Raw genomic sequence first — 21,341 nt, 5'->3', positions numbered from 1 at the left:
TTTGCTGGCGCCGCTGCGGCGCCGCGTTCGTTTGCAAGGAGATTCCATTGACGGACCACGCCGATACCGCCCCGCCTTCCCAACCGCAGATCGATCCCGAGTTGCTTGCGCTCGCGCAGGAGGTCTTCGACCTCGCGCGGCGCGGCGATGCCGCAATGCTCGCCGCGGTGATCGAACAAGGCGTGCCGCCCAATCTGCGTAACGACAAGGGCGACAGTCTCGTGATGCTCGCGAGCTACCACGGTCACGTGGATGCGGTGCGCACGCTGCTCGAACGCGGCGCCGATCCGAACCTGCGCAACGACAACGGACAGACGCCGATTGCGGGCGCGGCCTTCAAGGGTTTCGACCAGGTGATCGAGACGTTGCTCGCGCACGGTGCGGATGTCGAAGGCGCATCGCCGGATGGCCGCACCGCGTTGATGGTGGCGGCGATGTTCAATCGCACCGCGATCATGGAATTGCTGATTGCGCACGGCGCGGACCCGAAAGTCCGCGATGCGAATGGCGTGACCGCGAGCGACGCCGCCGCGCGCATGGGCGCCGCCGATGCGCAAGCGCGGTTGAAGGAGCTGGGCTCCTGACGCGTTGTGTCCGGTTTGCCTGCTTGCGCGGTGCTCTCGGGTTCGTGCGCCTGAAGCGTATCCAGAGCCGCTAGCGGCGCGCATCGCCAAACGCCTATCCCTTCGCGCCCACCAGCGCATCCAGGCCGAATTCCGCCAGTTCGCCAATCCGCTCGATGCTCACGTCCGCGGGCGGATTGCTCGCGATCTCCTTCGGATCGAAAGCGTAGTGCCCCTGGCGCGGAAAGACCGTCGTCAGCTTCGCGCCCCAGGACTTTTTCATCGCCGTGAGAATCCGCAGTTTGTCGTCGACCATCACGTAGTGGCGCGCCGGATAGCAGTCCATCACCTGTTCGAGCATCAGCTCCTTGTGGATGTAAATCAGCACCCGTCCCTCGACCTCGTCCCATAAGCCCGAACGCGCAATCTTGCGCGGCTGGAACACCACGTCGCCATCGGACAGGATCACCGTGGGCCCGCGCTGGCCCACATGCCGGAGCGCATCCAGCGCGCCCGGATAGAGCCGGTTCGCAAACGGATACTCGATCAGGAACGACGCCATCAGCAAGAGGCGCGTGTCGCGTGGATGCTCCAGCCGGTAGCGCTGCAATGCGCCCAGGTAGTCGGCGTAGCCCAGCTCCGCGCGCAGGTCCTCGAAAATCTCCCAGTACCGCGCGCTGTTCTCCGTGCCGAACTCCCGCATCATGTGCGTGCGCAAATCCGACAGCACGTGATCGTTGTCGAGCAAGGTGTTGTCGCAGTCGAACAGAAACACAACGTCGTGCGGCGTGGAGGTGGTGGCTTGCATCGCGGCTCCCTTGTCTGGAGTGGGCTCGTCAGTTGGCTCGTCAGTTGGCGGGTCAATTAGCGCTGCGTTCAGCTGTTCGGCGCATGGCCCGGCTCGGCCGCTTTCTCGACGTGGCCGCCGAAATCATGCCGCATCGCCGACAACACGCGGTTCGCGAAGTCCGCTTCGCCGCGTGAACTGAAGCGTGCGAACAGCGCCGCGCTGAGCACCGGCGTGGGCACGCCCTCGTCGATCGCCGCCGCCACGGTCCAGCGCCCCTCGCCCGAATCCGATACGCGTCCCGCGTAGCTCGTCAGGTCGGCGTCGCTGACGAGCGACCCCGCGATCAGGTCGAGCAGCCATGAGCCGATCACGCTGCCGCGCCGCCAGACCTCGGTGACGTCTGCGAGATTCAGATCGTATTGATACAGTTCGGGACGGCGCAGCGGCGACGTTTCCGCGTCGACTGCGCGCGCGTGCTTGCCGGCGTCGGCGTGGTGCAGGATGTTCAGGCCTTCGGCATACGCGGCCATCATCCCGTATTCGATGCCGTTGTGGACCATCTTCACGAAGTGCCCCGCGCCTTGCGGTCCGCAATGCAGGAAGCCCTGGTCGGCGGTGCTCGCGCTGGCGGTGCGACCCGGCGTGGCGGGCGCCGCGCCGGCCCCCGGCGCGAGCGTCGAGAAAATCGGTTCGAGCCGCTTCACGATTTCGGGCTCGCCGCCGATCATCAGGCAGTAGCCGCGTTCGCGGCCCGCGACGCCGCCGCTCGTGCCGACGTCCACATAGTGAAGCTGCCGCGCGCCCAGCTCGTGGCCGCGGCGGATGTCGTCGTGGTAGTAGGAGTTGCCGCCGTCGATCACGATGTCGCCGGGCTCCAGCAGCGGCACGAGTTGTTCGAGCGTCGCATCGACCACCGCGGCCGGCACCATCAGCCACACGGCGCGCGGCTTCTCGAGTTGTGCGACGAGGTCCTGCAACGACGCCGCGCCAGCCACGCCGTCCTGTTTCAGCTTTGCCACCGCCGCCGGCTGCATGTCGTAAGCGATGCAGTGCTGACCGCCCTTCGTCAGGCGCCGCACCATGTCTGCGCCCATGCGTCCCAATCCAATCATGCCTAGCTGCATATCTCGCTCCGGAAGGTGGCTCGTTGCGCTGCTCGATGTGGGTTCGCCGTACTGCGGCGATGCGGGTTTTCGCCGGTTGCTTCCATGAGAAGGCCGGCGGCGGCGCGTGGCGATGCGCAACACTGGAGTCGCGCCGATGCACGAACGCCGGACACATAGTAGCCGTGCCGGATCATTCGTGCGCGGACGCGAGTATCGCCGCGCGCGTCAGAAGAAGACGATACGCCTGTTTGCAGAGGTGTGGCGAGGCGTGAAGTTCGTCGCGTGCGTGTTTGCGCGGCGTTGCTCGCCAGGTTTCGATCCCGCTGACGGACGACTTACACTCGGACTCGGCCTTGCGTTTCGGACTTGCACTTCGGTCCCGCTTCCGCGTTGCACGTCATTCGTTGCGCTCGAGCACGCGCTGCCCGCGCCTCGCCAGAAGCTTCACGTACTGCTCGCCCGCAATCTGCTTCACGGCTCGCCACATCAGCGGATAGCGATAACCCGGCACGGCGAACAGCACCAGCGCGCACAGCGCCAGCAAGCCGCAAAACAGGAACGTGCCGCGATAGCTGAACGCCTGCACCAGCAGGCCCGACAACACACCCGACAGAATCGAGCCGACCCGCGCCGCGTTGAAGAACAACGCGGTCGCGCGGCCCGGCGCATGCGGCATCAGATCCTGCACGTAGGTCATGCCGAGACACGAGGTCACGGCGACGACGAACGCATTGAGCATCTGCATCGGGATCAGCACGTTGACGTTGCCCGCCAGCGACATCCCGACGAAGTAGACCGCGTGCACCGCCGCGCACGCGGCCAGCCAGTTCGGCTTGTGCAGCACCGACGACTTCGCGCCGAGCGCGAGCATCATCGGAATCTCCATCAATGCGCCGAGGCCGAGCATGATCGACACGTCCAGATGAGAGCCGTTCAGGCCGTGCACGATGTAGAGCGGCAGCACGATCATCGTCGCGTTCGCGGCGAGGCCGAGCAGCGTGAGCGCGGCCACCGCGCGGAGGATGTCGTTGGCCGACGCGACGCCGGGCAAATCTTCGTGCGCGTCCTCGCGAGGCGCGGTCAACGGCGGCACGGTGATCGACGCGGACGGCTCGGACGCGGTGTCCTCGACCGTGTGATCGCCGAGGTGACCTTGCGGCTCGCGCATGCGCCAGACGATGACCGCACAGGTCGCGAAGCTGGCCGCGGCGAACAGAAAGAGCCCATAGAAGCCGCTGGCGGCGAGCACCAGCGCGCCCACCGCCGGCCCGAACACCCACGCCGCCGACAGGATGGTCCGCAACGTCGCGCTCGCGAACACGCGCTCCGCCGGGTCCGGCACCGGCAGCGCCGCGCGGCTGAACGCGAACACCATTGAGATGGCCGAGCCGCCCGCGCCGATGAAGACAATGCCGACCAGCAGCAGCAGCCGGTAGTCGCGCACCACGCACAGACACAGATAACCGAGCGCGGCGGCCACCAGCGCCGCCAGCAACAGAGGCCGATGCCGTCCGCTGGCGTCGGTCCAACGGCCGGCGAGCGTGCTGGCGAGCACCCCGCTCGCGGCGATCAGCGTCATGAAGACGCCGAGCCTGAACGGCGTCATGCCGGCGCGCTCGACGCCGAACAGCGATAGATACGGAGCGGTGAACGACATCGCCACACCGAGCATGAGGGTGGCGGCGGCCAGCGGCTTGAAGCCAGGGATGCGGAGCAGGTCGAAAAAACGTGAAGTTTTCAACACGAGGGGCAGTGGGTCAGGTGGAGCGAGCCTGGAAAGCGCGCTGCTCGCCGGAGGCTCGGGGCCGGAACGACCGGGGCATTATCGACCTGGCTTGCGAGCGCGTAAACCCGCACCGTGCCGTCCCAAATTGGCGCTGCACTGCCCTTTGCGCTCCGTTAGCGGCGAACTGACGGCGCGCTCGCCACTACTTGCCTTCCGTTGCGCGCATTTGCTGCGCTTGCGCCTTGTAGTCGTAGGTCGGATAAAACTCGGTGCGATAGCCGCCCCACGCGGTCGACTCAATGGCCCGGTTGACTTCGCGCAACCGGCTCGCCGGCACGCGCAGCGTAACCACCTGGCCGATGCCCATCATCACGTACCACGACACGACTTCGATGCCGGGCGGCGGAAAGGTCTTGAAGAAGCCTTGCGCGCGCAACTGGTCGTTGATCTTCGGCAGCGGTTTGGATTCGTCGTGGCGCAGGAAGATGGAGAGCAGGAAGGTGTCGTCGGGCGCGGCGGCGGCGGGTGCCGCCGAAGCTGCGACTGGGACCGGGGCGCTCGACGCGCCGGGTGCTGCTGAGATGCCAGACATGCTGGACGTGCCGGGTGTACCGGATGTGCCGGCCGTCGCTGCGGCTGGGTCCGCACCATACACAAGCGGCGCAACGGCGAGCGACGCGGCCAGCGCGATGTATCTGATAGACCTGCTTGTAGCGATTGCAAATGCAAAGTGCATACGATGCCTCCATGACGAGTTCCGAACACGATCATCGACACGCTGCGCTCGGTGAGGCCACTGCGGACGTACATGGCCCCGCGGCGGCATGTGGCCAGCCAGATCCGCTGCCGCGAAATCGCTCCCGCGCACGCATCACAGCACGATGTAGCCGCGCTTTTCGAGGGTCCAGCGATGCCACCGATTGCCATAAGCGCCGCACGCAACGGCGAACAGAATCGACAGCACCAGTCCGATCAGATCCGCCGTTTCGCCCCACAAACCCATGCCGAACAGCACAAGACTGACCCCCAGCATGACGAACGCGGCAAACCACATTCTCTTCGACAACGCCCAGATGAAGCCCAGCAGACACGCTCCCCAACTGAAGCCGGTCGCGACCGCGACGGTTTCGTCCTTGCCGGGGTGTTGCAGATAGATCCTTGCTCTCATTTCCCTTCCCAAACGCGATGGCTCGCCGCCTCGTGACGGCGCGTGGACGATGTTTAACACGTCGCGGCGCCACGCATGTGAATTTGCGTGCAAGCGGCACGATCGCCGCCCCGCCACACCGTTGCTTAAAGCCGCCCTCGATGACGATCCCGGGCATAGCTGCTACTCTTGGCAAATCCACGCGCAGGGACCGCCACGCCAGCGGAGCACCCTGCCCGCACAGTTTGAACAGCATCGGAGCACGCATGGCAACCCAGCCCGCCTATTCTTCCAAAGCCCCGTCGCGAGCCGAACTCGACGCGTTGCCGGGCGTCACCGTCGTCGAATTCGGCACCGACTGGTGCGGCTACTGCCAGGGCGCGCAAGCGTCGATTGCCAGGGCGTTCGCGCCGCATGCCGGCCTCCGTCATCTGAAAATCGAAGACGGTCCCGGCCGGCCGCTCGGCCGCTCGTTCAAGGTCAAGCTGTGGCCGACACTGGTGTTCATGCGCGACGGCGCTGAAGTCGCGCGCGTGGTTCGGCCGACCGGCGCGGCGGAAATCGCGGACACGTTGACGTCGCTTTGATTGCGTGCCGCTACAGGGCATGATGGATCATGCGGGTTTGGCTTTGCGACACGTTCTGCTTGATTGATTCGCGCGCCACACCACTGCGTCAGAGCCGCAATCCCGCAACCGCCCCCTGCCGCGCCCGAGTGTCATGGGGAAGCTCCTGACGGATTGGCGCACGGACCCATCGGAGGTTTTCAAGGCTGCGCTCGACGCCCATGCTGCGGTCATTTTCAGCAAGCGCCATGCCGCGAGTGCTCAACCGTTTCGAACACGCCGGGACGAGCACCGCATGCGGCGACGCTTACGGCTCGCAAGCCACCAGCGCATGCAGTTCGTCGATATTGAACGGCTTCGCGAGAATCGCCACGCCCAGACGGCGCGCGCGTTCGAGTTCATCGGCGTAACCGGTCATCAGCGCGATCTTCTGCGACGGCCACGCGCTGCGGACTTTTTCCGCCAGGTCGATGCCGTTGAGCTTGCCCGGCATCTGAATGTCGGACAGCACGAGTTCGAAGCGCGCGCCGCCGCTGAGCACGTCGAGCGCCTGGTCGGCGGTCGGCTCATGACGCACCTCGCAGCCGAAGGTCTCCAGCACCGCCGTCACACCCGCGGCCACGTCCTCGTTGTCTTCCACCAGCAGCACCACACTCGCCGGCGTCTGCGCCGGCTGCCCCGGTATTTCGACGTCCGCCGCCTTGCTCTCGCGATAACGAGGCAGATAAAGCCGCACCGTGGTGCCGCTGCCCGGCACGCTGTCGAGCTTCGCCGTGCCGCCCGCCTGCTCGCACACCGAAAGCACCTGCGCGAGCCCGAGGCCGGTGCCCGAGCCGCGCAGCTTGGTAGTGAACAGCGGTTCAAACGCGCGCTGCGCGATCGCCTCGGACATGCCCTCGCCGTCGTCGGAACAGGCGATCAGCACGTATTCGCCATCCGGCAGCAAGGTATCGCTGCCGACGAGGCGGTTGTTCTGGCAGCGAATCACGAAGCGGCCGCCGCGCGGCATCGCATCGCGCGCGTTGACGGCCAGGTTCATGATCGCGAATTCGAGGTCGGTCGGATCGGCCAGCACCGGCCACACGTTATCGACCACGTTCAACGCGAACTCGACGGTGTCGCCGAGCGCGGCGTCGATCAGCGGCGCCGCGCCGGGCAGCCAGCGCGCAAGGTCGACCGCTTCCTGTTTGAGCGGCCGCTTGCGCGCGACGCTCAACAGGCGCCGCGTCAGCGCTTCGGCGGTGGCGGTGGCGCGCTGCATCGCGAGCACTTCCTTTTCGAGGTTGTTGTAGCGCTTGAGCCGCGCGAGTTCGATGTTCGCGGCCACCACCATCAGCAGGTTGTTGAAGTCGTGCGCGACGTTGGCGACCAGATTGCCGAGCGCGCCCATGCGCTGCAGTTGCCGGCTCGATGCTTCGGCGGACAAGCGCATCGCCACTTCGCCTTGCCAGCGCTCCCACGCGCGGCGCTCGCCGGCCAATCGCCGCAGCGAGTGGAACACCAGCAGCCAGATCGCGATGCAGGGTACGGCCGTGAGCGCCGCGATCAGGATGAAATGCCGGCGCCACGCGTCGGCGATCGACGACGTCGCGTAGGCGCTCACCACATAGAGCGGGTAATCGCCGACACGACGAAACGCGAGCAGGCGCTCGACGCCATCCACCGTCGAGTTCAAACGGACGTGCCCGAATAGCTCCTTGTCGCGCAACGCCGCGCTGAAGGCGCTCTGCGCGGTCGGCTTCGCAGTCGCCGGCCACGACGGATAGCGCACCAGCAGACTGCCGTCCTGGCGATACAGACCCAGCACGAGCGACGTGTCGCCATCGGTCAACTCACGATAGAAGCGCGCAAAGTAGTCGCTGCGCAGCGCCACCGAGACCACCCCAAGGAACTGGCCATCCGCGCCCGAGCGGCCGGTTGCGGTGGTGAACACATTGGTCTTCGACAGCGGCCCGAACATCGGCAACGAGAAATACGGCTGCGGGCGCAGCGCTTTCGCGGCCATGAAGTCTTCGCGCTGACTGATCGAAACAGGCGGCGCGGGATATGTGAGGCTCGACACCAGCAGGTCACCCTGTGCGCCGAGCAGATAAACGGACGACACCTGCGGAAAGTCGCCGCCGATTGCGCGCAGACGGTCGTGCAATTCGGATTCGCGCGCGCGAATCTGCGTGTCGTCCGCGTTACCCAGCAATTCGACGATGCGCGAGGCCATCTGCTGGTTCAGGTCCAGCACCTTGACGGCCTGCTCTTCAGCGACGCGCGCGAGCCGGTCGATCATGTCGTTCGAATCGGCGATCCGGCGCTGGTAGTCGAAATAGCCATAGCCCACGAGACAGGCCAGCGGAAACGCAATCGAAACGGCGAGCACGATCAGAAGCATGCGCCGCGTCGCCGCGAAATTGCGCGACGGCATCGGGAAATCGACTGCGACACGCTCCGCACGCTGCACGGGACGATCTCCATGAAATTCGAAAACGATCGGGGAACTGCGTTGCACATGCTCGCTGCACCTGCGCATTGTGGATGCGCATTGCGGACGATGGGCCGCGCCGGTGTTCGTGCGCTATCTCCCTTTGTTCGAAATTTACCGCACTTCGGCCGTTCTTCCAACGCATGTTGAACGAGGCATCGGCGCTGATCCACGAGTGTTGATCGGGCACATCGATTGCTGATGGATAGTCATCCATCGTATTTCGGCTTGTGTTGCGGCGCGGCACCGAATGCACGGCGCGAGACACAGCCGCTCGATGCAGTGGCTACATGCAGGCGCTTGCGCTTTGCTTCAATGATCGACGCGCTCGGCGACGACGCCCGGCACGCTCAGGTGGCGATCCTCGGCAGCAGCTTCATCGGCTTGGAGACGGCTGCCGCGCTGCGCACGAGCGGCGCGCAAGTCACCGTGATTTCGCCCGATAAAGTGCCGTTCGAAAAGCAGTTCGGCGAGCGCGCGGGCGCGATGTTTCGCGCGCTGCATGAACGCAATGGCGTGGTGTTCCATCTCGGCGTGAAGGTCACGTCGCTCGAAGGCGACGAAGGCAACGTGCATCAGGTGATGCTCGAAGGCGGCGAGCACGTCGCCGCCGACGTGGTGTTGCTGGGCACGGGCGTTACGCCGGCGACCGGTTTTGTCGAAGGCCTGCCGTTGCAGAAGGATGGTGGCGTGATCGTCAACGCGGGCATGCAGGCCGCGCCGGGGCTCTATGCGGCGGGTGACATCGCGGCGTTTTCGTTGCACGAGAATCAGGAGCCGTTGCGCATCGAGCATTGGCGCGTCGCGCAGCAGCATGCGCGGATCGCGGCGCAAAACATGTGCGGCGCGCGCAATCGCTATGCCGGCGTGCCGTATTTCTGGACCGATCACTTCGGCAAGCACTTCGAATATCTCGGTCATGCGAACCAGTGGGACGAGATCGTCGTCGATGGCGAGCTCGAGGGCCAGCAATTCGTCGCGCTGTATCTGCAGGACGGTAACGTGCTTGCGGTGCTCGCCTGCGAACGCGAAGCGCATACCGCGCGTTTGATCGATGCGATGGGACGGGGATTGTCGCGCGCGGATGCGCTGGAGATTATCGAAAATGGAGCGACTGCTGCTCGTTAGAGCACGCGAAGGGTGTGCGAATCGCAATCGCTTTGCAAGTGCACCGGCATATTGAGGTTTGAGCAGTGCGCGTGGTTTGTCGCGCTTTATCGTCGACCTTGAAGGAGAAGCCGCTATGACAGCGCACAAGGAAAAACACCCGCGTTGCCAGCGCTGATCGCACGCTCGCCGCCGGTCTGCGTCACAGGCCATCAGGCGCTGCCGGGGCTTTCTCCATCGTCGGAGGTGAGTTGCTCCTCCAGCCGGTCGAAGACGCGCTGGGTCGCACGGCTCGGCGCTTCGAGCGCGAGCAGCAGCAGCGAGCGGCCCGTCACCTGGTACTCGTCGCCTGCGCTGAACTGCGGCAACTCGGGGCGCACCGGCATATTGGTGTCGAGCAGGCAGGTCCACTGGTCGCCCTCGGGAATCTCGGGCAGCGTGAAATTGACGACGTCGTGATGCGCGTTCAGCACCAGCAGCAAGGTCGCATCGGACGCGAGGCGCCGAATGCCACTCGCCTGCGCGCGCCCGTCGATCACCAGGCCGAAGCAGCGCATCGACGGATCGTCCCATTGTTCGCCCGAGATATCCGCGCCGTCGGGCGAGAGCCAGCGTGTGTCGGTCACGTCCAGCGCCTCGTTGTATTCGCCGGTGAGAAAGCGGCCACGACGCAGCACCGGCAGACGGTGGCGCAGCGTGGTCAGATTCTTGACGAACTCGGTGAGCGCGCGGCCGTCGTCGTCGATGGCGTCCCAATCGACCCAGCTGATCTCGTTGTCCTGGCAATACGCGTTATTGTTGCCCTGCTGCGTGCGGCCGAACTCATCGCCCGCGAGCATCATCGGCGTGCCTTGCGAGAGCAGCAGCGTGGCCAGCAGGTTGCGTTTCTGGCGTTCGCGTTGCTGGCGAATCTCGGCATCGTCAGTCGGACCCTCCTCGCCCATGTTCCAGGACTTGTTGTCCGAGTGGCCGTCGTTGTTGTCCTCGCCGTTGGCTTCGTTGTGCTTGTCGTTGTATGACACGAGATCGTTCAGCGTGAAGCCGTCGTGCGCGGCGATGAAGTTCACGCTGGCCCACGGGCGCCGGCCACGATGATTGAACTTGTCGCCCGAAGCGGTCAGGCGGGTGGCGAGATCGGCGACCTTGCCTTCGTCGCCCTTCCAGTATTCACGCACCGTGTCGCGAAAGCTGTCGTTCCACTCGGCCCAGCCGGGCGGAAAGCCGCCCACCTGATAGCCGCCGGGACCGCAATCCCACGGCTCGGCAATCAGCCGCACGCTGGAGAGCACCGGGTCTTGCCGGCAGCTATCGAGAAAGCCGCCGCCTTCGTCGAAGCCGTGAGTCTCGCGGCCGAGAATCGTCGCGAGGTCGAAACGGAAACCGTCGACCTTCATCTCCGTCACCCAGTAGCGCAGGCTGTCGGTCACCATTTGCAGCACGCGCGGATGCGACAGGTTCAGCGTGTTGCCGGTGCCGGTATCGTTGATGTAATAGCGCGGCTCGTCGGGCATCAGCCGATAGTACGACGCGTTGTCGATGCCCTTGAACGAGATCGTCGGGCCGCGTTCGTTGCCTTCCGCGGTGTGGTTGTAGACCACGTCGAGAATGACTTCGAGATCGGCCTGATGAAAACGGTCCACCATCTCCTTGAACTCGGCCACCGAGTCGGTCGACGATGCGAAGAAGCGCGGGTCGGCCGCGAAGAAGCCGATCGTGTTGTAGCCCCAGTAGTTGGTGAGGCCTTTGTCGAGCAGATGGCTGTCGTTGACGAAAGTCTGGACCGGCATCAATTCGACCGACGTCACGCCGAGGTTGCGGATGTGGTCGAGCACGACCTGCTGGCCGAGCCCGGCGAAGGTGCCGCGCAGCTTCTCGGGCACGCCGGGATGACGCTGGGTATAACCGCGCACATGGGTTTCATAAAAAATCACCCGCTCCCACGGCAGCGCGTTGCGTTCCGGATGGCTCCACGAGAAATTGGCGTCGACCACCTTGCACTTCGGCACGAAGGGTGCGCTGTCGCGCTCGTCGAACGACAGATCACCCTCTTCCGAATCGAGCGTATAGCCGAATATTTCCGGCGCCCATTTCAGCTCACCGATGTGCGCTTTCGCGTAGGGGTCGAGCAACAGCTTGTTCGGATTGAAGCGATGGCCGTTTTCCGGTTCGTACGGACCGTGGACCCGATAGCCGTAGACCGCGCCCGGTTTGAGGTTCGGCACGAACACGTGCCAGACCTCGTCGGTGTACTCCGGCAGTTCGATACGTTCGATTTCGTTCTGGCCGGTTTCATCGAACAGACACAGTTCGACGCTGGTCGCGTGCGCCGAGAACAGCGCGAAGTTCACACCGCTACCGTTCCATGTCGCGCCAAGCGGAAAAGGCGTGCCTTCCGAGATGCGCGTCGTGTAGCTAGCCTGGGATGACATAGTGGTTCCTGTGGACGCAAGAGGCGCTCGCGCGCGTCCTTTAGTGTAGCGTGGACCATTGGTCCGTCGAACAGTCAGCTCGCTGAGGCAGCAAAATCCGGACCTGAGATCGCTGGCGTGGATTCATCGATTGGCGGGCGCCAGATCCTTCGCGAAGGTCAATCCCGCTGTATCCGGCGGTAACCATCGCCGCCTTGTTCACCAGACGCCCCGCGTCCTTATGCGATTACTCGCCGTGGCCAGATTACCGTTTCATTTCATCCGTGCAACCAGGCGTGAGATTGCCGCGAAAACAGCCGCGGCATTTTGCGCAGAGGATAGATGGGAGTAGTTGACGCTTTAAACAGGAATCGGAAGAAAAGACGATCACGCATGCCAGATTCTTGAATTCACGCATGCTGACGCGATGCGTTTTTTGGCAACGTGTTGCAGAAGATGCGCTTTACGCTAAGGGTTTCCGCTTAATCATATGAAGCTGACAATAAGCCGATGCCACGGTCCGCTTCAACTGCAATCATTGCTGGTCGATCACATTAAGTACTTGTTCAAATGCCGCCACCATTACAGCGGTCCGGCGACATGCAGTGCCGCCGCCGACTCGAGCACGCGCAACAGACGCTCCGGCGTCAGCGGCTTGGCGCAATGCGCATCGAAACCAGCGGCCTTGGCGCGCGCGCGATCGTCGCGCGAAGCGAATGCGGTACAGGCAACCAGCAGCATATGCGAAGTCTCCGGATGCGCCCGCAGACGACGCGCCAGTTCAAGCCCATCCAATCCCGGCATCTTGATGTCCAGCACCACGGCGAACGGCTGCCATTCGCGCGCCATGTCACACACGGCGAACGGGTCAACGAGCGCACGGCAGTCGAATCCATCGGCGCTCAGCAGCATCTGCAATGCCTCCGCCGCTTCCCGATAGTCGTCCACCACCAGCACGCGACGATGCGAGGCCATCGCATACCGGATAGGCCGCCACACCACGACATCGTCGTTCTCGTCCATTGCGTCGTCGAACCTCACCATCTTCTCCCTGGCTTTTTCCGTCTGCCACCGTCACTGACAGGCGTTCTGGAACACGCGCGCAAGCCCCGCTCCCACCGCGTGAATCAAGCGCATCGCTCGCCATGCGATAGCTTCGATTTACTCGGCGCCACCGTCAAAGCGCCGCTGCAAGCGGCACACCTCGCCACCATAGCTCACGCCATAAATTGCCGCTTGTCGATTCATTCGGCTCGTTCAATCCAGACACTAGTGAATCTCACGTATGCGGCGTCGATAAAGCGCACTTCCGTGCTGCATGCCGCCCTTGCCGCGTGCATCGCGCCAAGCTTCTTCTTGTGATTGATCGATCTGGCTGCGCGCAACGTTGGTGCCACTACGAGAAAAATTAATGTGCGTTTTCCATGCACATCAGCAGCGTTGCCATATGCAAAGAATAAGCGAGGAAGTGCGTTGAAAAAGCGCCAACGTTTTAGGGGTTTGCGCTCAGCGGGTTATCCCGCACGATCGTCGATGAAGCCTTTCAGCATCGCCCGCGTATCGGCATCGTCGATCTGTTTATCGGTACGCCAACGCAGCATGCGAGGAAACCGCACCGCCACGCCCGACTTATGACACGGGCTCGCCTGAATCCCTTCGAAGCCGATTTAAAACACCAGCGTAGGCGTCACGCTACGCACCGGCCCGAACTTTTCGACGGTGGTCTTGCGCACGATCGCATCCACCTGATGCATCTCTTCATCAGTGAGACCGGAATAGGCTTTCGCAAACGGCACAAGAGTGCGCACGCCATCCGCTTCGACGGTATCGTCACCGTATTGCGTATCGAATGCGCCCGCTTCGAGGCCTTGCTCGCGCAACCACCGCACCAGGTCCTGGCATGCGCGGCGCGTGGTCTGGCTGCGTTCTTGCTTACGGTATATAAAGCAAGCAGGCGTGTCGATACTGGCTGCCAGCCGGCAGGCTCCGACTCGCATCGCGAGGGTCTCATGCAAATCATCCTCGACCAGCACGCGCTGTATATCGCGAAACATCCCGGCCGATTCATCCTGCAGACGCTCAAGGCATTTCGCGCGAATCAGGGTTTGCTGCTCGCGGGCGCGGTCGCGTATTACGCGTTGCTGTCGATCGTGCCGCTGCTGATCCTGATCGTCATCGTGTTGTCGCGGGTGGTGCCGCAAGAGGTCTTGCTGGCGGCGCTCGCACATCTGCTGCGCTGGCTGGTGCCGGGCCAGTCGAATGCGCTGGTCCAGGAGCTTGCCAATTTCCTCGAACATCGCGCGGTGATCGGCTGGGTGCTGTTGCTGACGATGATCTTCTTCAGCTCGCTCGCGTTTACCGTGCTCGAAAACGCGATGTCGCTGATTTTCGTCCACCGCGTGGTGATCCGGCGACGGCACTTCCTGCTCTCGGCGTTGCTGCCGTATTGCTACATTCTTTTTCTCGGCGTGGGCCTGCTGATCGTGACATGCGTGTCGAGCGGGCTCGAGACGATCGGGGCCGAGGGCGTCGAACTGTTCGGCCTGCATGTTTCGTTGCAAGGGCCTGCACGGGTGATGCTGTATCTGCTGGGACTCGCGGGCGAGATCTTCGTGTTGACGTCGATCTATCTGGTCATGCCAGTCGGGCGCCCGTCAGTCAAACATGCGCTGTTGGGCGGCGTGGTCGCCGCCGTCTTGTGGGAGATTACGCGGCACGTGCTGGTCTGGTACTTCGCGACACTGTCTCAGGTCAGCGTCGTATATGGCTCGCTGACCACGGCGATCGTGATCCTGATCAGCCTCGAATGGCTGGCTACGCTGCTGTTATTCGGCGCGCAGGTGATTTCGCAATACGAACGATTCGGCCGGGAACCGCTTCAGGCGCCACAGCCTAAAATCGAAACCGGCTGAGTCCGCGCTCGCCGCCCAAAGCGCAGCATGCGCTGCGAGCCGGCCTCGCGCCGTGACCCAGCCGGATGCGAGCACGCCAGAACCAGGCGGCGCACGCGCGATGCTCATCGCGCGCCTATCGCAACACGCTCGACGAGCGCGGCGACGCCGCTGCGAAAAACGGCATCGAGTCCGTGATCGCGACGCATTGCGCGCGAGCCGGTTGCGCTCAGGAAACCACATAAGCCGCCACCTACCCGCTGCGTGCGCTCGTGCAAATCTTGCAATACGGCGGCAAATCCTGCGATTGCGGCGAATAGATCGACGACCGGTCGGCGACGGTCCGATGCTTCGAGAGAGGCATCAAGCGGTAGCACGCACGAGTAAACAACAAAGCCGGCGGCCTTGACTTAACAGCACCGCCGGCTATTTCACCACGCACCTCTACGCACCTCTACGCACCTCTACGCACCTCTATGCACCTCTATGCACCTCTCCGCACGTTACGACGCTACGCCGAACCGCGCTTCGCCTGAACCCGCGCGATCTGCTGCTGCGCCGCTTCATACACACGCTCCGGCGTGAAGCCGAACTTCTTCTTCAGATCGGCAATCGGCGCGGACGCGCCGAACGTGCGCATCACCACCTTCGCGCCGAGCCGGCCGACATAGCGGTCCCAGCCGAGCGCGCCAGCCTGTTCGACGGCCACACGCGCCTCCACGTCAGCCGGCAGCACCGACTCCTGATACGCGTCGTCCTGGCGGTCGAAGATATCCCACGACGGCATCGACACCACGCGTGCCGCGATGCCCTCGCCCTTGAGCTTCTCGAACACATCGACGCACAACGACAGTTCGCTGCCCGTCGCCATCAGGATCACCTGCGGCTTCTGCCCGGCGGGCGCATCGGCGAGCACATACGCGCCCTTGCGCACGCCGCTCGCCGCGGCGTAGCGGCTGCGGTCGAGCGTCGGCAACGCCTGGCGCGACACGACGATGCAGCACGGCCGCTGCGGATCCTGCATCGCCACGCGCCATGCTTCGGCCACTTCGTTCGCATCGCCCGGACGCAGCAAGGTCAGCCCCGGCACACCGCGCAGCGACGCCAGTTGCTCGATCGGCTGATGGGTCGGACCATCTTCGCCGAGGCCGATCGAATCGTGCGAGAACACGTAGATGGCCGGCACTTCCATGATCGCCGACAGACGGATTGGCGGCTTCATGTAGTCGCTGAAAATCAGGAAGGTCGAGCCGTACGGCCGCAGATTCGACACCGCGAGCCCGTTGACCACCGCGCCCATCGCGTGTTCGCGGATGCCGAAATGCAGATTGCGGCCGCCGTAGTTATCGGCTTCGAAGCTGCCCGCGCCTTCGAATTTCAGATTGGTCTTGGTGGACGGCGAGAGGTCGGCTGCGCCGCCGATCATCCACGGAATGCGCGCGGCAATCGCATTGAGCACCTTGCCCGACGAGTCGCGGGAAGCGAGGCCCTTCGGGTCCGCGTCGAAGGCCGGAATGTCGCTGTCCCAGCCAGCCGGCAATTCATGCGCATCGATCTGCGCGAATTCACGCGCGAGCTCGGGATATTGCTTGCGGTACGCGTCGTACTTCGCCAGCCATTCGGCGCGCGCCGCCTTGCCGCGCGCACCGATGCCCGCCGCGAAACGTTCGTGCACGCCGTTGGGCACGTAGAAGAATTTGTCCTCGGGCCAGCCGTACGCTTTCTTCGCGAGCGCGACTTCCTCGACTCCGAGCGCCTCGCCGTGCGCGGCCGACGTGTCCTGCTTATGCGGCGCGCCCCAGCCGATGATGCTTTGGACCACGATCAGGGTCGGCCTGTCGGTGATGCTTTTCGCTTCGACCAGGGCCGCTTCGAACGCAGCGGCGTCGTTGGCGTCGTCCACATGCAGCGTGTGCCAGTTGTAGCCGCGAAAGCGGCTCTCCACGTCGTCGCTATACGCGAGGTCGGTGTGGCCTTCGATCGTCACGCGGTTGCTGTCGTAAATCCAGATCAGGTTCGACAGCTGCAGATGGCCGGCCAGCGACGCCGCTTCGTGCGAGATGCCTTCCATCAGGTCGCCGTCGCCGCACAGCGCGTAGACACGGTAGTCGAACAGCGGCGCATCCGGCTGGTTGAAGCGGTTTTCATACCAGCGCGCGGCCATCGCCATGCCGACGCTGTTGCCGAGCCCCTGGCCGAGAGGACCGGTGGTGGTTTCGATGCCGGTGGTCAACCGGAACTCGGGATGGCCCGGCGTCCTGCTTTCTAGCTGGCGGAAATGCCCGATGTCGTCGAGCGACACGGCGGGCGCGCCGGTCGGCTTGCCGCCGTGGTCCACGGCCTTGACGCTGGCCAGATGCAGCAGCGCATACAGCAGCATCGACGCATGCCCGACCGACAGCACGAAGCGGTCGCGGTTCGGCCATAACGGCTCGTCCGGGTCGTAGCGCAAATGGTTTTGCCACAGATGGTAGGCGACCGGCGCCAGTGCCATCGGCGTGCCGGGGTGCCCGGAATTGGCCTTTTGCACAGCGTCCATCGACAGCGTGCGGATCGTGTTGATGCACAGCTGATCGAGGGCGGGATCGTTTTGCATGGGAACACTCCTTGTTCGACGGTGGAGATGACGGCCGGGTCGCGCTGATCGAGCGGGCCGGCGAACCGTGTTGGCAGGGAACAACGCATCAGGAACGGCAGCGAGGCTCACCGATGATGCGCCGATGCGCGCAACTCTGCACGGCGCTTTACATACTATGGCGCGCTCGAGGTTTGAGCGCAGGTTTGAGCGCAGGCGGATCTTTCAGTGGGCTTGCGGCGGCGGCTCGTTTATCTGACGGTTGCGCCGCTTGACGGCGTGGGCACACAAGGGCACGCGACGGCGACCAACACGCGTGCCTTCGCGCCGCATCAAGCCGCATGCAGCCAATGTTCGACGAGCGGGCCATGCTTGCCGTCGATCGGGTCCAGCGCGGGGAACGGCAACGCGTCCATCGCCTGCCGCTCTTGCGGGGACAGCGCTTCGCGGCGGATGTCCCACTGCTGGTCCTCCGGATAGCCGGCCACCACCTGAAAGGTCAACTTTCGAGGTCAACTTCCGCCGATACCTTGCAGCACTTTGCCCGTGCCACCGCACACCATGCAGCGCGTCCCTTCCACCTTTCCCGTGCCGTGGCACGCGCCGCACGGATCTTCGCCGACACCCGGCGCGTCGGGCGGCGCTGCATCGCCGGGATTGATTGCTTCGCTGTTCTGCTGCATACGACTCTCCTTCGGTTTTCCACTCGCACGTGCATCAGCACGTGCGCGCCGCATCAATTCTTGCGTTGCGATTCGCGCCCACCGCCGCCCGGCGGCTCGGCGTGCGTGCCGGTGCCGAGCGGCACTTCGGCGGTCTGCGCCGGCCGCTCGCTCGAGCGCGGCGGATTGGTTTGCTTGTCCACTCCGGTTTGCTCCACCGGCTCGATACCGAGCGGGCTCGGCTCGACGTAGTGCGCTCCGCTGGGCTTGTTGCGTGCCTTCGTTTCCGGCGAGATAGTTGGTGCGTCACGGCTTTCAGTGGGTTTGGTGTCCTGCATGGCGCTCTCCTTGATTTGGGGCCCCCCTTGAATGAAGCAACATTCGGTCCCCTCCATATCAATCGCGCAATGCGAGCGACGGCAGCGCGACTGCCGCCCGGTGGGCACAGCCGTTGCGGCGCCAAGGCTGGAGGTCCGGGACATTCATTGTAAAAAGGGGAACGTCATGACGATCACGACGATTCGCATATCCGATACGGAAGTGCAGGTTGAACGAACCCTGTACAAGTTCGCGCAAAAAATCGATGCCGACTCATTCCAGCGCTGCCTGATCGACACGTCGATCGACCGTTGCTATCGCTCGCACCCGCCGTTGTCGGCACTGCCCACGATGCCCGACGAGCAGCCGAACGATCCGGGCCGTGGCAGCACGATTTCGCCGTCGCTCGGGGCGAAGCGATAAGACGCGGCCTGCCCGGCAAGGTATAGCCTGGCACGCTGCGCGCACGCGCCGCCAGTCGTCACTTCGCTGTCGCTCACTTCTCCGGCGCCGCGCGATCCGCGGCTACGATTTCGCGCCCGTAGTCGATCGCGGCCCGCCGCGCTTCGTCGGCGGTCGCGTAGGGCCCGATCTCTGGTGCGCCATCGAATGGGAACAGAATCTTCCTGTCCGCCTTTCTGACCACCTTCAGTCCACCTACGTAACGGCCGTCGCCTGTTCCGTGATAGCTCGCGTAAATCTCGAAGTCATCGTCAGCAACGTCGGCCTTATGTCGCGCCATGTGTTTTCCTCGTCCCCGCGCTCTCAGTGCGCGATGCGTCGTGTGCGGTGCGCATTGCCACAGCGGCATCGCACGTGTGCCGGGATCGAGCAATAGCCGTTCCTCGCGATGCAGGCCCGCGTTTGACGCAAAGAGGATGGGATAAGGCATGACGCTTGCGTCCATCAAGAGATGCACCATGGAGAGCGCGATGATTTTATCGAGTACCTCATTCCGCTGTCGCGGTATCCGCTGCATGCGTGGCCTGCACATGCACACACCGATGCCCCCTGAGGTCGACCCCGAAGCACCACCGCCGGCCATCGATCCTGATCCCGTGCCGGACGACGATCCGGATGGTAATCCGACCCACGTCCCCGATGGCGATCCGCCCGTCAAGCCACCGCCCGTTCGTGGTGCTGACCGCGCGGAGTCACCAGACGTTGCGGGCGCGCGTGAGCGCAGGGGCCGGCAATTGCCGGGCTCCTGGAGGGCATTCGGTGTAGCGGGAAGCGTGTCGCGCGTTAGAATTGATGCAACATCCCGACATAAGCGCCAGTTTGCGACTCGCCGACCAGCGGACTCGTGTTGCTGGTCGAATTGCGCGGCGATGCTTCGAGCGAGAAATTCGAGTTGCTGCTGTTGCGCACGCAACCTACCGTGCCGTACAGGAAAGTGCGCTTCGACAGGTTGTAGGTGGTGCCGTTCATCACCTGCAGACCGGTCTCGAGGTTGAAGATCGCATTGAGCCCGCCGCCCAGATCTTCATTGCCCTTGAGGCCCAGCATACTAGTGCCCCAATCGCCGCCCTCCGCGCTCCAGCGACTCGCGCTGCCGCCCGCGCCGTCGTTGATGTGATTCAGATATTCGATGCCGCCGTCGAGGCGGCCATACAACGTCACGCTGGTTTGACCGTATGCCAGCGGACTGGCCACTGCCGGAGCGGCCACTAATCGGGCGTGTAGTCTCATTGTTTTTGCCGTGATATTTCTGTCGCGATTTCGGGCAAAGCCAACCTGCGCGCCCGACATGGAAAGCCGGAACACGAGTCGCGCAACCCGCGATAATTCACGTGGGAGATCGAAAGCTGCCGAAGATAAGATAGTCGGTCAAGCGGCTTCAGCCAAATCGAAATGTATTTTGTTAATTGACCATTCCTCTTTTGCCATGAACGCGCCCGCACTGACCGAAGACGAAAACCTTGGCCTCTATCAACGCGCGACGGAAACCGGCGCGGAATGGTGGCGCGTCAGCGTGGCTGACCGACGCGGTCGAAGATTTCTATCCGCGCAACGTGGTGGTCAGCCGCCTCGCCGAATTGCCGTCGACGGTGTTCTCGGTATTGAGCTCGATGTTGCTCACGCGCTAGCGCGCCCGCCTTCGCGTCGGCTCAGAACGCATTCAAAGGTATCTTCAGATAACACACGCCGTTGTCTTCCGGCTCCGGCAGCGCGCCCGCGCGTATGTTGATCTGGATCGCCGGCAGGATCAGCGTCGGCATGCCGAGCGTGCGGTCACGCGCGGTGCGCATCGCGACGAACTCCGCCGCGCTCACGGCGTCGTTCAGATGAATATTGTCGCGGCGCTGTTCGGCCACAGTGGTCTGCCAGCGCGGCCCGCGCGACGGCGGCGGGTAATCGTGGCACATGCACAGCCGCGTGTGCGGCGGCAGCGCCAGCAAGGTGCGCACCGACTCGTACAGCGTATGCGCATCACCGCCGGGAAAATCGCAGCGCGCCGAGCCGAGGTCCGGCATGAACAACGTGTCGCCGACGAACACCGCATCGCCGATCCGGTACGCCATGTCCGCCGGCGTATGGCCCGGCACGTGCAGCGCCTCGCCGCTCAGTTCGCCGATGCTGAAGCGCTCGTCGTCCGAGAACAGATGGTCGAACTGGCGGCCATCGGTGTGCATGTCCTCGCCGAGATTGAAGATGCGCTTGAAGGCGCCCTGGACGACGCGAATGCTCGCGCCGATCGCAATCGTGCCGCCCAGCGCTTCCTTCAGATAAGGCGCGGCCGACAGGTGGTCGGCATGAGCGTGCGTCTCCAGTAGCCATGCCACGCGCAAGCCATGCTCCCTGACGAAGGCGACGACGCGCTCGGCCGACGCCGTCGACGTGCGGCCGGACTTCGGATCGTAGTCGAGGACCGGATCGATCACGGCGCACGCCGAACCGTCGCCCGCATGGACGACATACGTGAAGGTGCCGGTGGTGGCATCGTAGAACGCTTCTATTTGAGGTGTCATTGTCCGCTCCAGCTCGGTCCACGCATCTATCAGCCCT

General features: G+C 64.0%; 18 protein-coding genes and 4 pseudogenes. 6 read left to right on the top strand and 16 right to left on the bottom strand.

What is annotated here, in order from left to right:
- Positions 1-47 precede the first annotated feature (47 nt).
- On the top strand, positions 48-584 hold the full coding sequence (locus HV744_RS13020; RefSeq protein ID WP_175149911.1) for an ankyrin repeat domain-containing protein: 537 nt from the start codon (positions 48-50) through the stop codon (positions 582-584).
- A gap of 94 nt (positions 585-678) precedes the next feature.
- Here HV744_RS13020 and HV744_RS13015 read toward each other — a convergent pair whose 3' ends face one another.
- From HV744_RS13015 to HV744_RS12995, 5 genes are all read right to left on the bottom strand, one after another.
- Positions 679-1,371: an HAD family hydrolase gene (locus tag HV744_RS13015; RefSeq protein ID WP_175149910.1), complete on the bottom strand. Its 693-nt coding sequence runs from the start codon at positions 1,369-1,371 to the stop codon at positions 679-681.
- A gap of 68 nt (positions 1,372-1,439) precedes the next feature.
- Positions 1,440-2,477 (bottom strand): phosphogluconate dehydrogenase (NAD(+)-dependent, decarboxylating), encoded by a 1,038-nt coding sequence (gnd, locus tag HV744_RS13010; protein WP_175149909.1) that lies wholly within the window; start codon positions 2,475-2,477, stop codon positions 1,440-1,442.
- Between the two features lie 379 nt (positions 2,478-2,856).
- Entirely contained in the window at positions 2,857-4,203 is a 1,347-nt protein-coding gene (locus HV744_RS13005; protein WP_175149908.1) for a sugar efflux transporter, read from the bottom strand.
- Positions 4,204-4,387: 184 nt separating this feature from the next.
- Positions 4,388-4,921 (bottom strand): hypothetical protein, encoded by a 534-nt coding sequence (locus tag HV744_RS13000; protein WP_175149907.1) that lies wholly within the window; start codon positions 4,919-4,921, stop codon positions 4,388-4,390.
- Positions 4,922-5,056: 135 nt separating this feature from the next.
- Positions 5,057-5,353, bottom strand: a complete 297-nt coding sequence (locus tag HV744_RS12995; RefSeq protein WP_175149906.1) for a DUF2628 domain-containing protein — start codon at positions 5,351-5,353, stop codon at positions 5,057-5,059.
- Positions 5,354-5,598: 245 nt separating this feature from the next.
- On the opposite strand from HV744_RS12995, the gene HV744_RS12990 reads away from it, so the two are divergent.
- On the top strand, positions 5,599-5,919 hold the full coding sequence (locus HV744_RS12990; protein WP_175149905.1) for a thioredoxin family protein: 321 nt from the start codon (positions 5,599-5,601) through the stop codon (positions 5,917-5,919).
- Positions 5,920-6,205: 286 nt separating this feature from the next.
- Here HV744_RS12990 and HV744_RS12985 read toward each other — a convergent pair whose 3' ends face one another.
- Positions 6,206-8,350, bottom strand: a complete 2,145-nt coding sequence (locus tag HV744_RS12985; RefSeq protein ID WP_175149904.1) for a hybrid sensor histidine kinase/response regulator — start codon at positions 8,348-8,350, stop codon at positions 6,206-6,208.
- 294 nt (positions 8,351-8,644) lie between these two features.
- On the opposite strand from HV744_RS12985, the pseudogene HV744_RS12980 reads away from it, so the two are divergent.
- Positions 8,645-9,499 (top strand): annotated as a pseudogene (locus HV744_RS12980) (NAD(P)/FAD-dependent oxidoreductase); the annotation flags it as partial.
- 191 nt (positions 9,500-9,690) lie between these two features.
- Here the strand turns inward: HV744_RS12980 and glgX are convergent.
- From glgX to HV744_RS12965, 3 genes and pseudogenes are all read right to left on the bottom strand, one after another.
- A complete protein-coding gene (gene glgX / locus HV744_RS12975) occupies positions 9,691-11,907 on the bottom strand; it encodes a glycogen debranching protein GlgX (RefSeq protein WP_175149903.1) in 2,217 nt (738 codons plus the stop codon).
- A 561-nt stretch (positions 11,908-12,468) separates the two neighbouring features.
- Positions 12,469-12,930, bottom strand: coding sequence for a response regulator (locus HV744_RS12970; protein ID WP_175149902.1), 462 nt, complete (start codon positions 12,928-12,930; stop codon positions 12,469-12,471).
- Between the two features lie 470 nt (positions 12,931-13,400).
- Positions 13,401-13,706 (bottom strand): annotated as a pseudogene (locus HV744_RS12965) (ATP dependent DNA ligase); the annotation flags it as partial.
- A gap of 189 nt (positions 13,707-13,895) precedes the next feature.
- On the opposite strand from HV744_RS12965, the gene HV744_RS12960 reads away from it, so the two are divergent.
- The gene (locus HV744_RS12960; RefSeq protein ID WP_175149901.1) at positions 13,896-14,798 is read left to right on the top strand and encodes a YihY/virulence factor BrkB family protein; all 903 of its coding nucleotides are present in this window, start codon (positions 13,896-13,898) and stop codon (positions 14,796-14,798) included.
- Between the two features lie 490 nt (positions 14,799-15,288).
- Here HV744_RS12960 and tkt read toward each other — a convergent pair whose 3' ends face one another.
- The 4 genes and pseudogenes from tkt to HV744_RS12940 all read right to left on the bottom strand — a co-directional run bounded on the left by tkt (position 15,289) and on the right by HV744_RS12940 (position 18,352).
- Complete coding sequence (gene tkt, locus HV744_RS12955) at positions 15,289-17,373, bottom strand: transketolase (protein ID WP_175149900.1); 2,085 nt, start codon at positions 17,371-17,373, stop codon at positions 15,289-15,291.
- A gap of 311 nt (positions 17,374-17,684) precedes the next feature.
- Positions 17,685-17,849, bottom strand: a pseudogene (locus HV744_RS12950) (cupin); the annotation flags it as partial.
- A 15-nt stretch (positions 17,850-17,864) separates the two neighbouring features.
- Positions 17,865-18,035: a hypothetical protein gene (locus HV744_RS12945; RefSeq protein WP_175149899.1), complete on the bottom strand. Its 171-nt coding sequence runs from the start codon at positions 18,033-18,035 to the stop codon at positions 17,865-17,867.
- Between the two features lie 53 nt (positions 18,036-18,088).
- A complete protein-coding gene (locus tag HV744_RS12940) occupies positions 18,089-18,352 on the bottom strand; it encodes a hypothetical protein (protein WP_175149898.1) in 264 nt (87 codons plus the stop codon).
- Positions 18,353-18,518: 166 nt separating this feature from the next.
- On the opposite strand from HV744_RS12940, the gene HV744_RS12935 reads away from it, so the two are divergent.
- A complete protein-coding gene (locus HV744_RS12935; RefSeq protein WP_175149897.1) occupies positions 18,519-18,755 on the top strand; it encodes a hypothetical protein in 237 nt (78 codons plus the stop codon).
- Positions 18,756-18,828: 73 nt separating this feature from the next.
- Here HV744_RS12935 and HV744_RS12930 read toward each other — a convergent pair whose 3' ends face one another.
- Both HV744_RS12930 and HV744_RS38445 read right to left on the bottom strand, forming a co-directional pair.
- Entirely contained in the window at positions 18,829-19,074 is a 246-nt protein-coding gene (locus HV744_RS12930; protein WP_091808250.1) for a DUF6723 family protein, read from the bottom strand.
- A 674-nt stretch (positions 19,075-19,748) separates the two neighbouring features.
- A pseudogene (locus HV744_RS38445) lies at positions 19,749-20,024 on the bottom strand (porin); the annotation flags it as partial.
- 230 nt (positions 20,025-20,254) lie between these two features.
- On the opposite strand from HV744_RS38445, the gene HV744_RS12920 reads away from it, so the two are divergent.
- Positions 20,255-20,422: a hypothetical protein gene (locus tag HV744_RS12920; protein WP_175149766.1), complete on the top strand. Its 168-nt coding sequence runs from the start codon at positions 20,255-20,257 to the stop codon at positions 20,420-20,422.
- A gap of 21 nt (positions 20,423-20,443) precedes the next feature.
- On the opposite strand, the gene HV744_RS12915 is transcribed toward HV744_RS12920, so the two are convergent.
- Positions 20,444-21,304, bottom strand: a complete 861-nt coding sequence (locus HV744_RS12915; protein WP_175149895.1) for an MBL fold metallo-hydrolase — start codon at positions 21,302-21,304, stop codon at positions 20,444-20,446.
- Positions 21,305-21,341 lie beyond the last annotated feature (37 nt).

The organism is Paraburkholderia ultramafica, from assembly GCF_902859915.1.
GTDB lineage: Bacteria > Pseudomonadota > Gammaproteobacteria > Burkholderiales > Burkholderiaceae > Paraburkholderia > Paraburkholderia ultramafica.
This window is presented reverse-complemented; position numbering and strand designations above follow the sequence as displayed.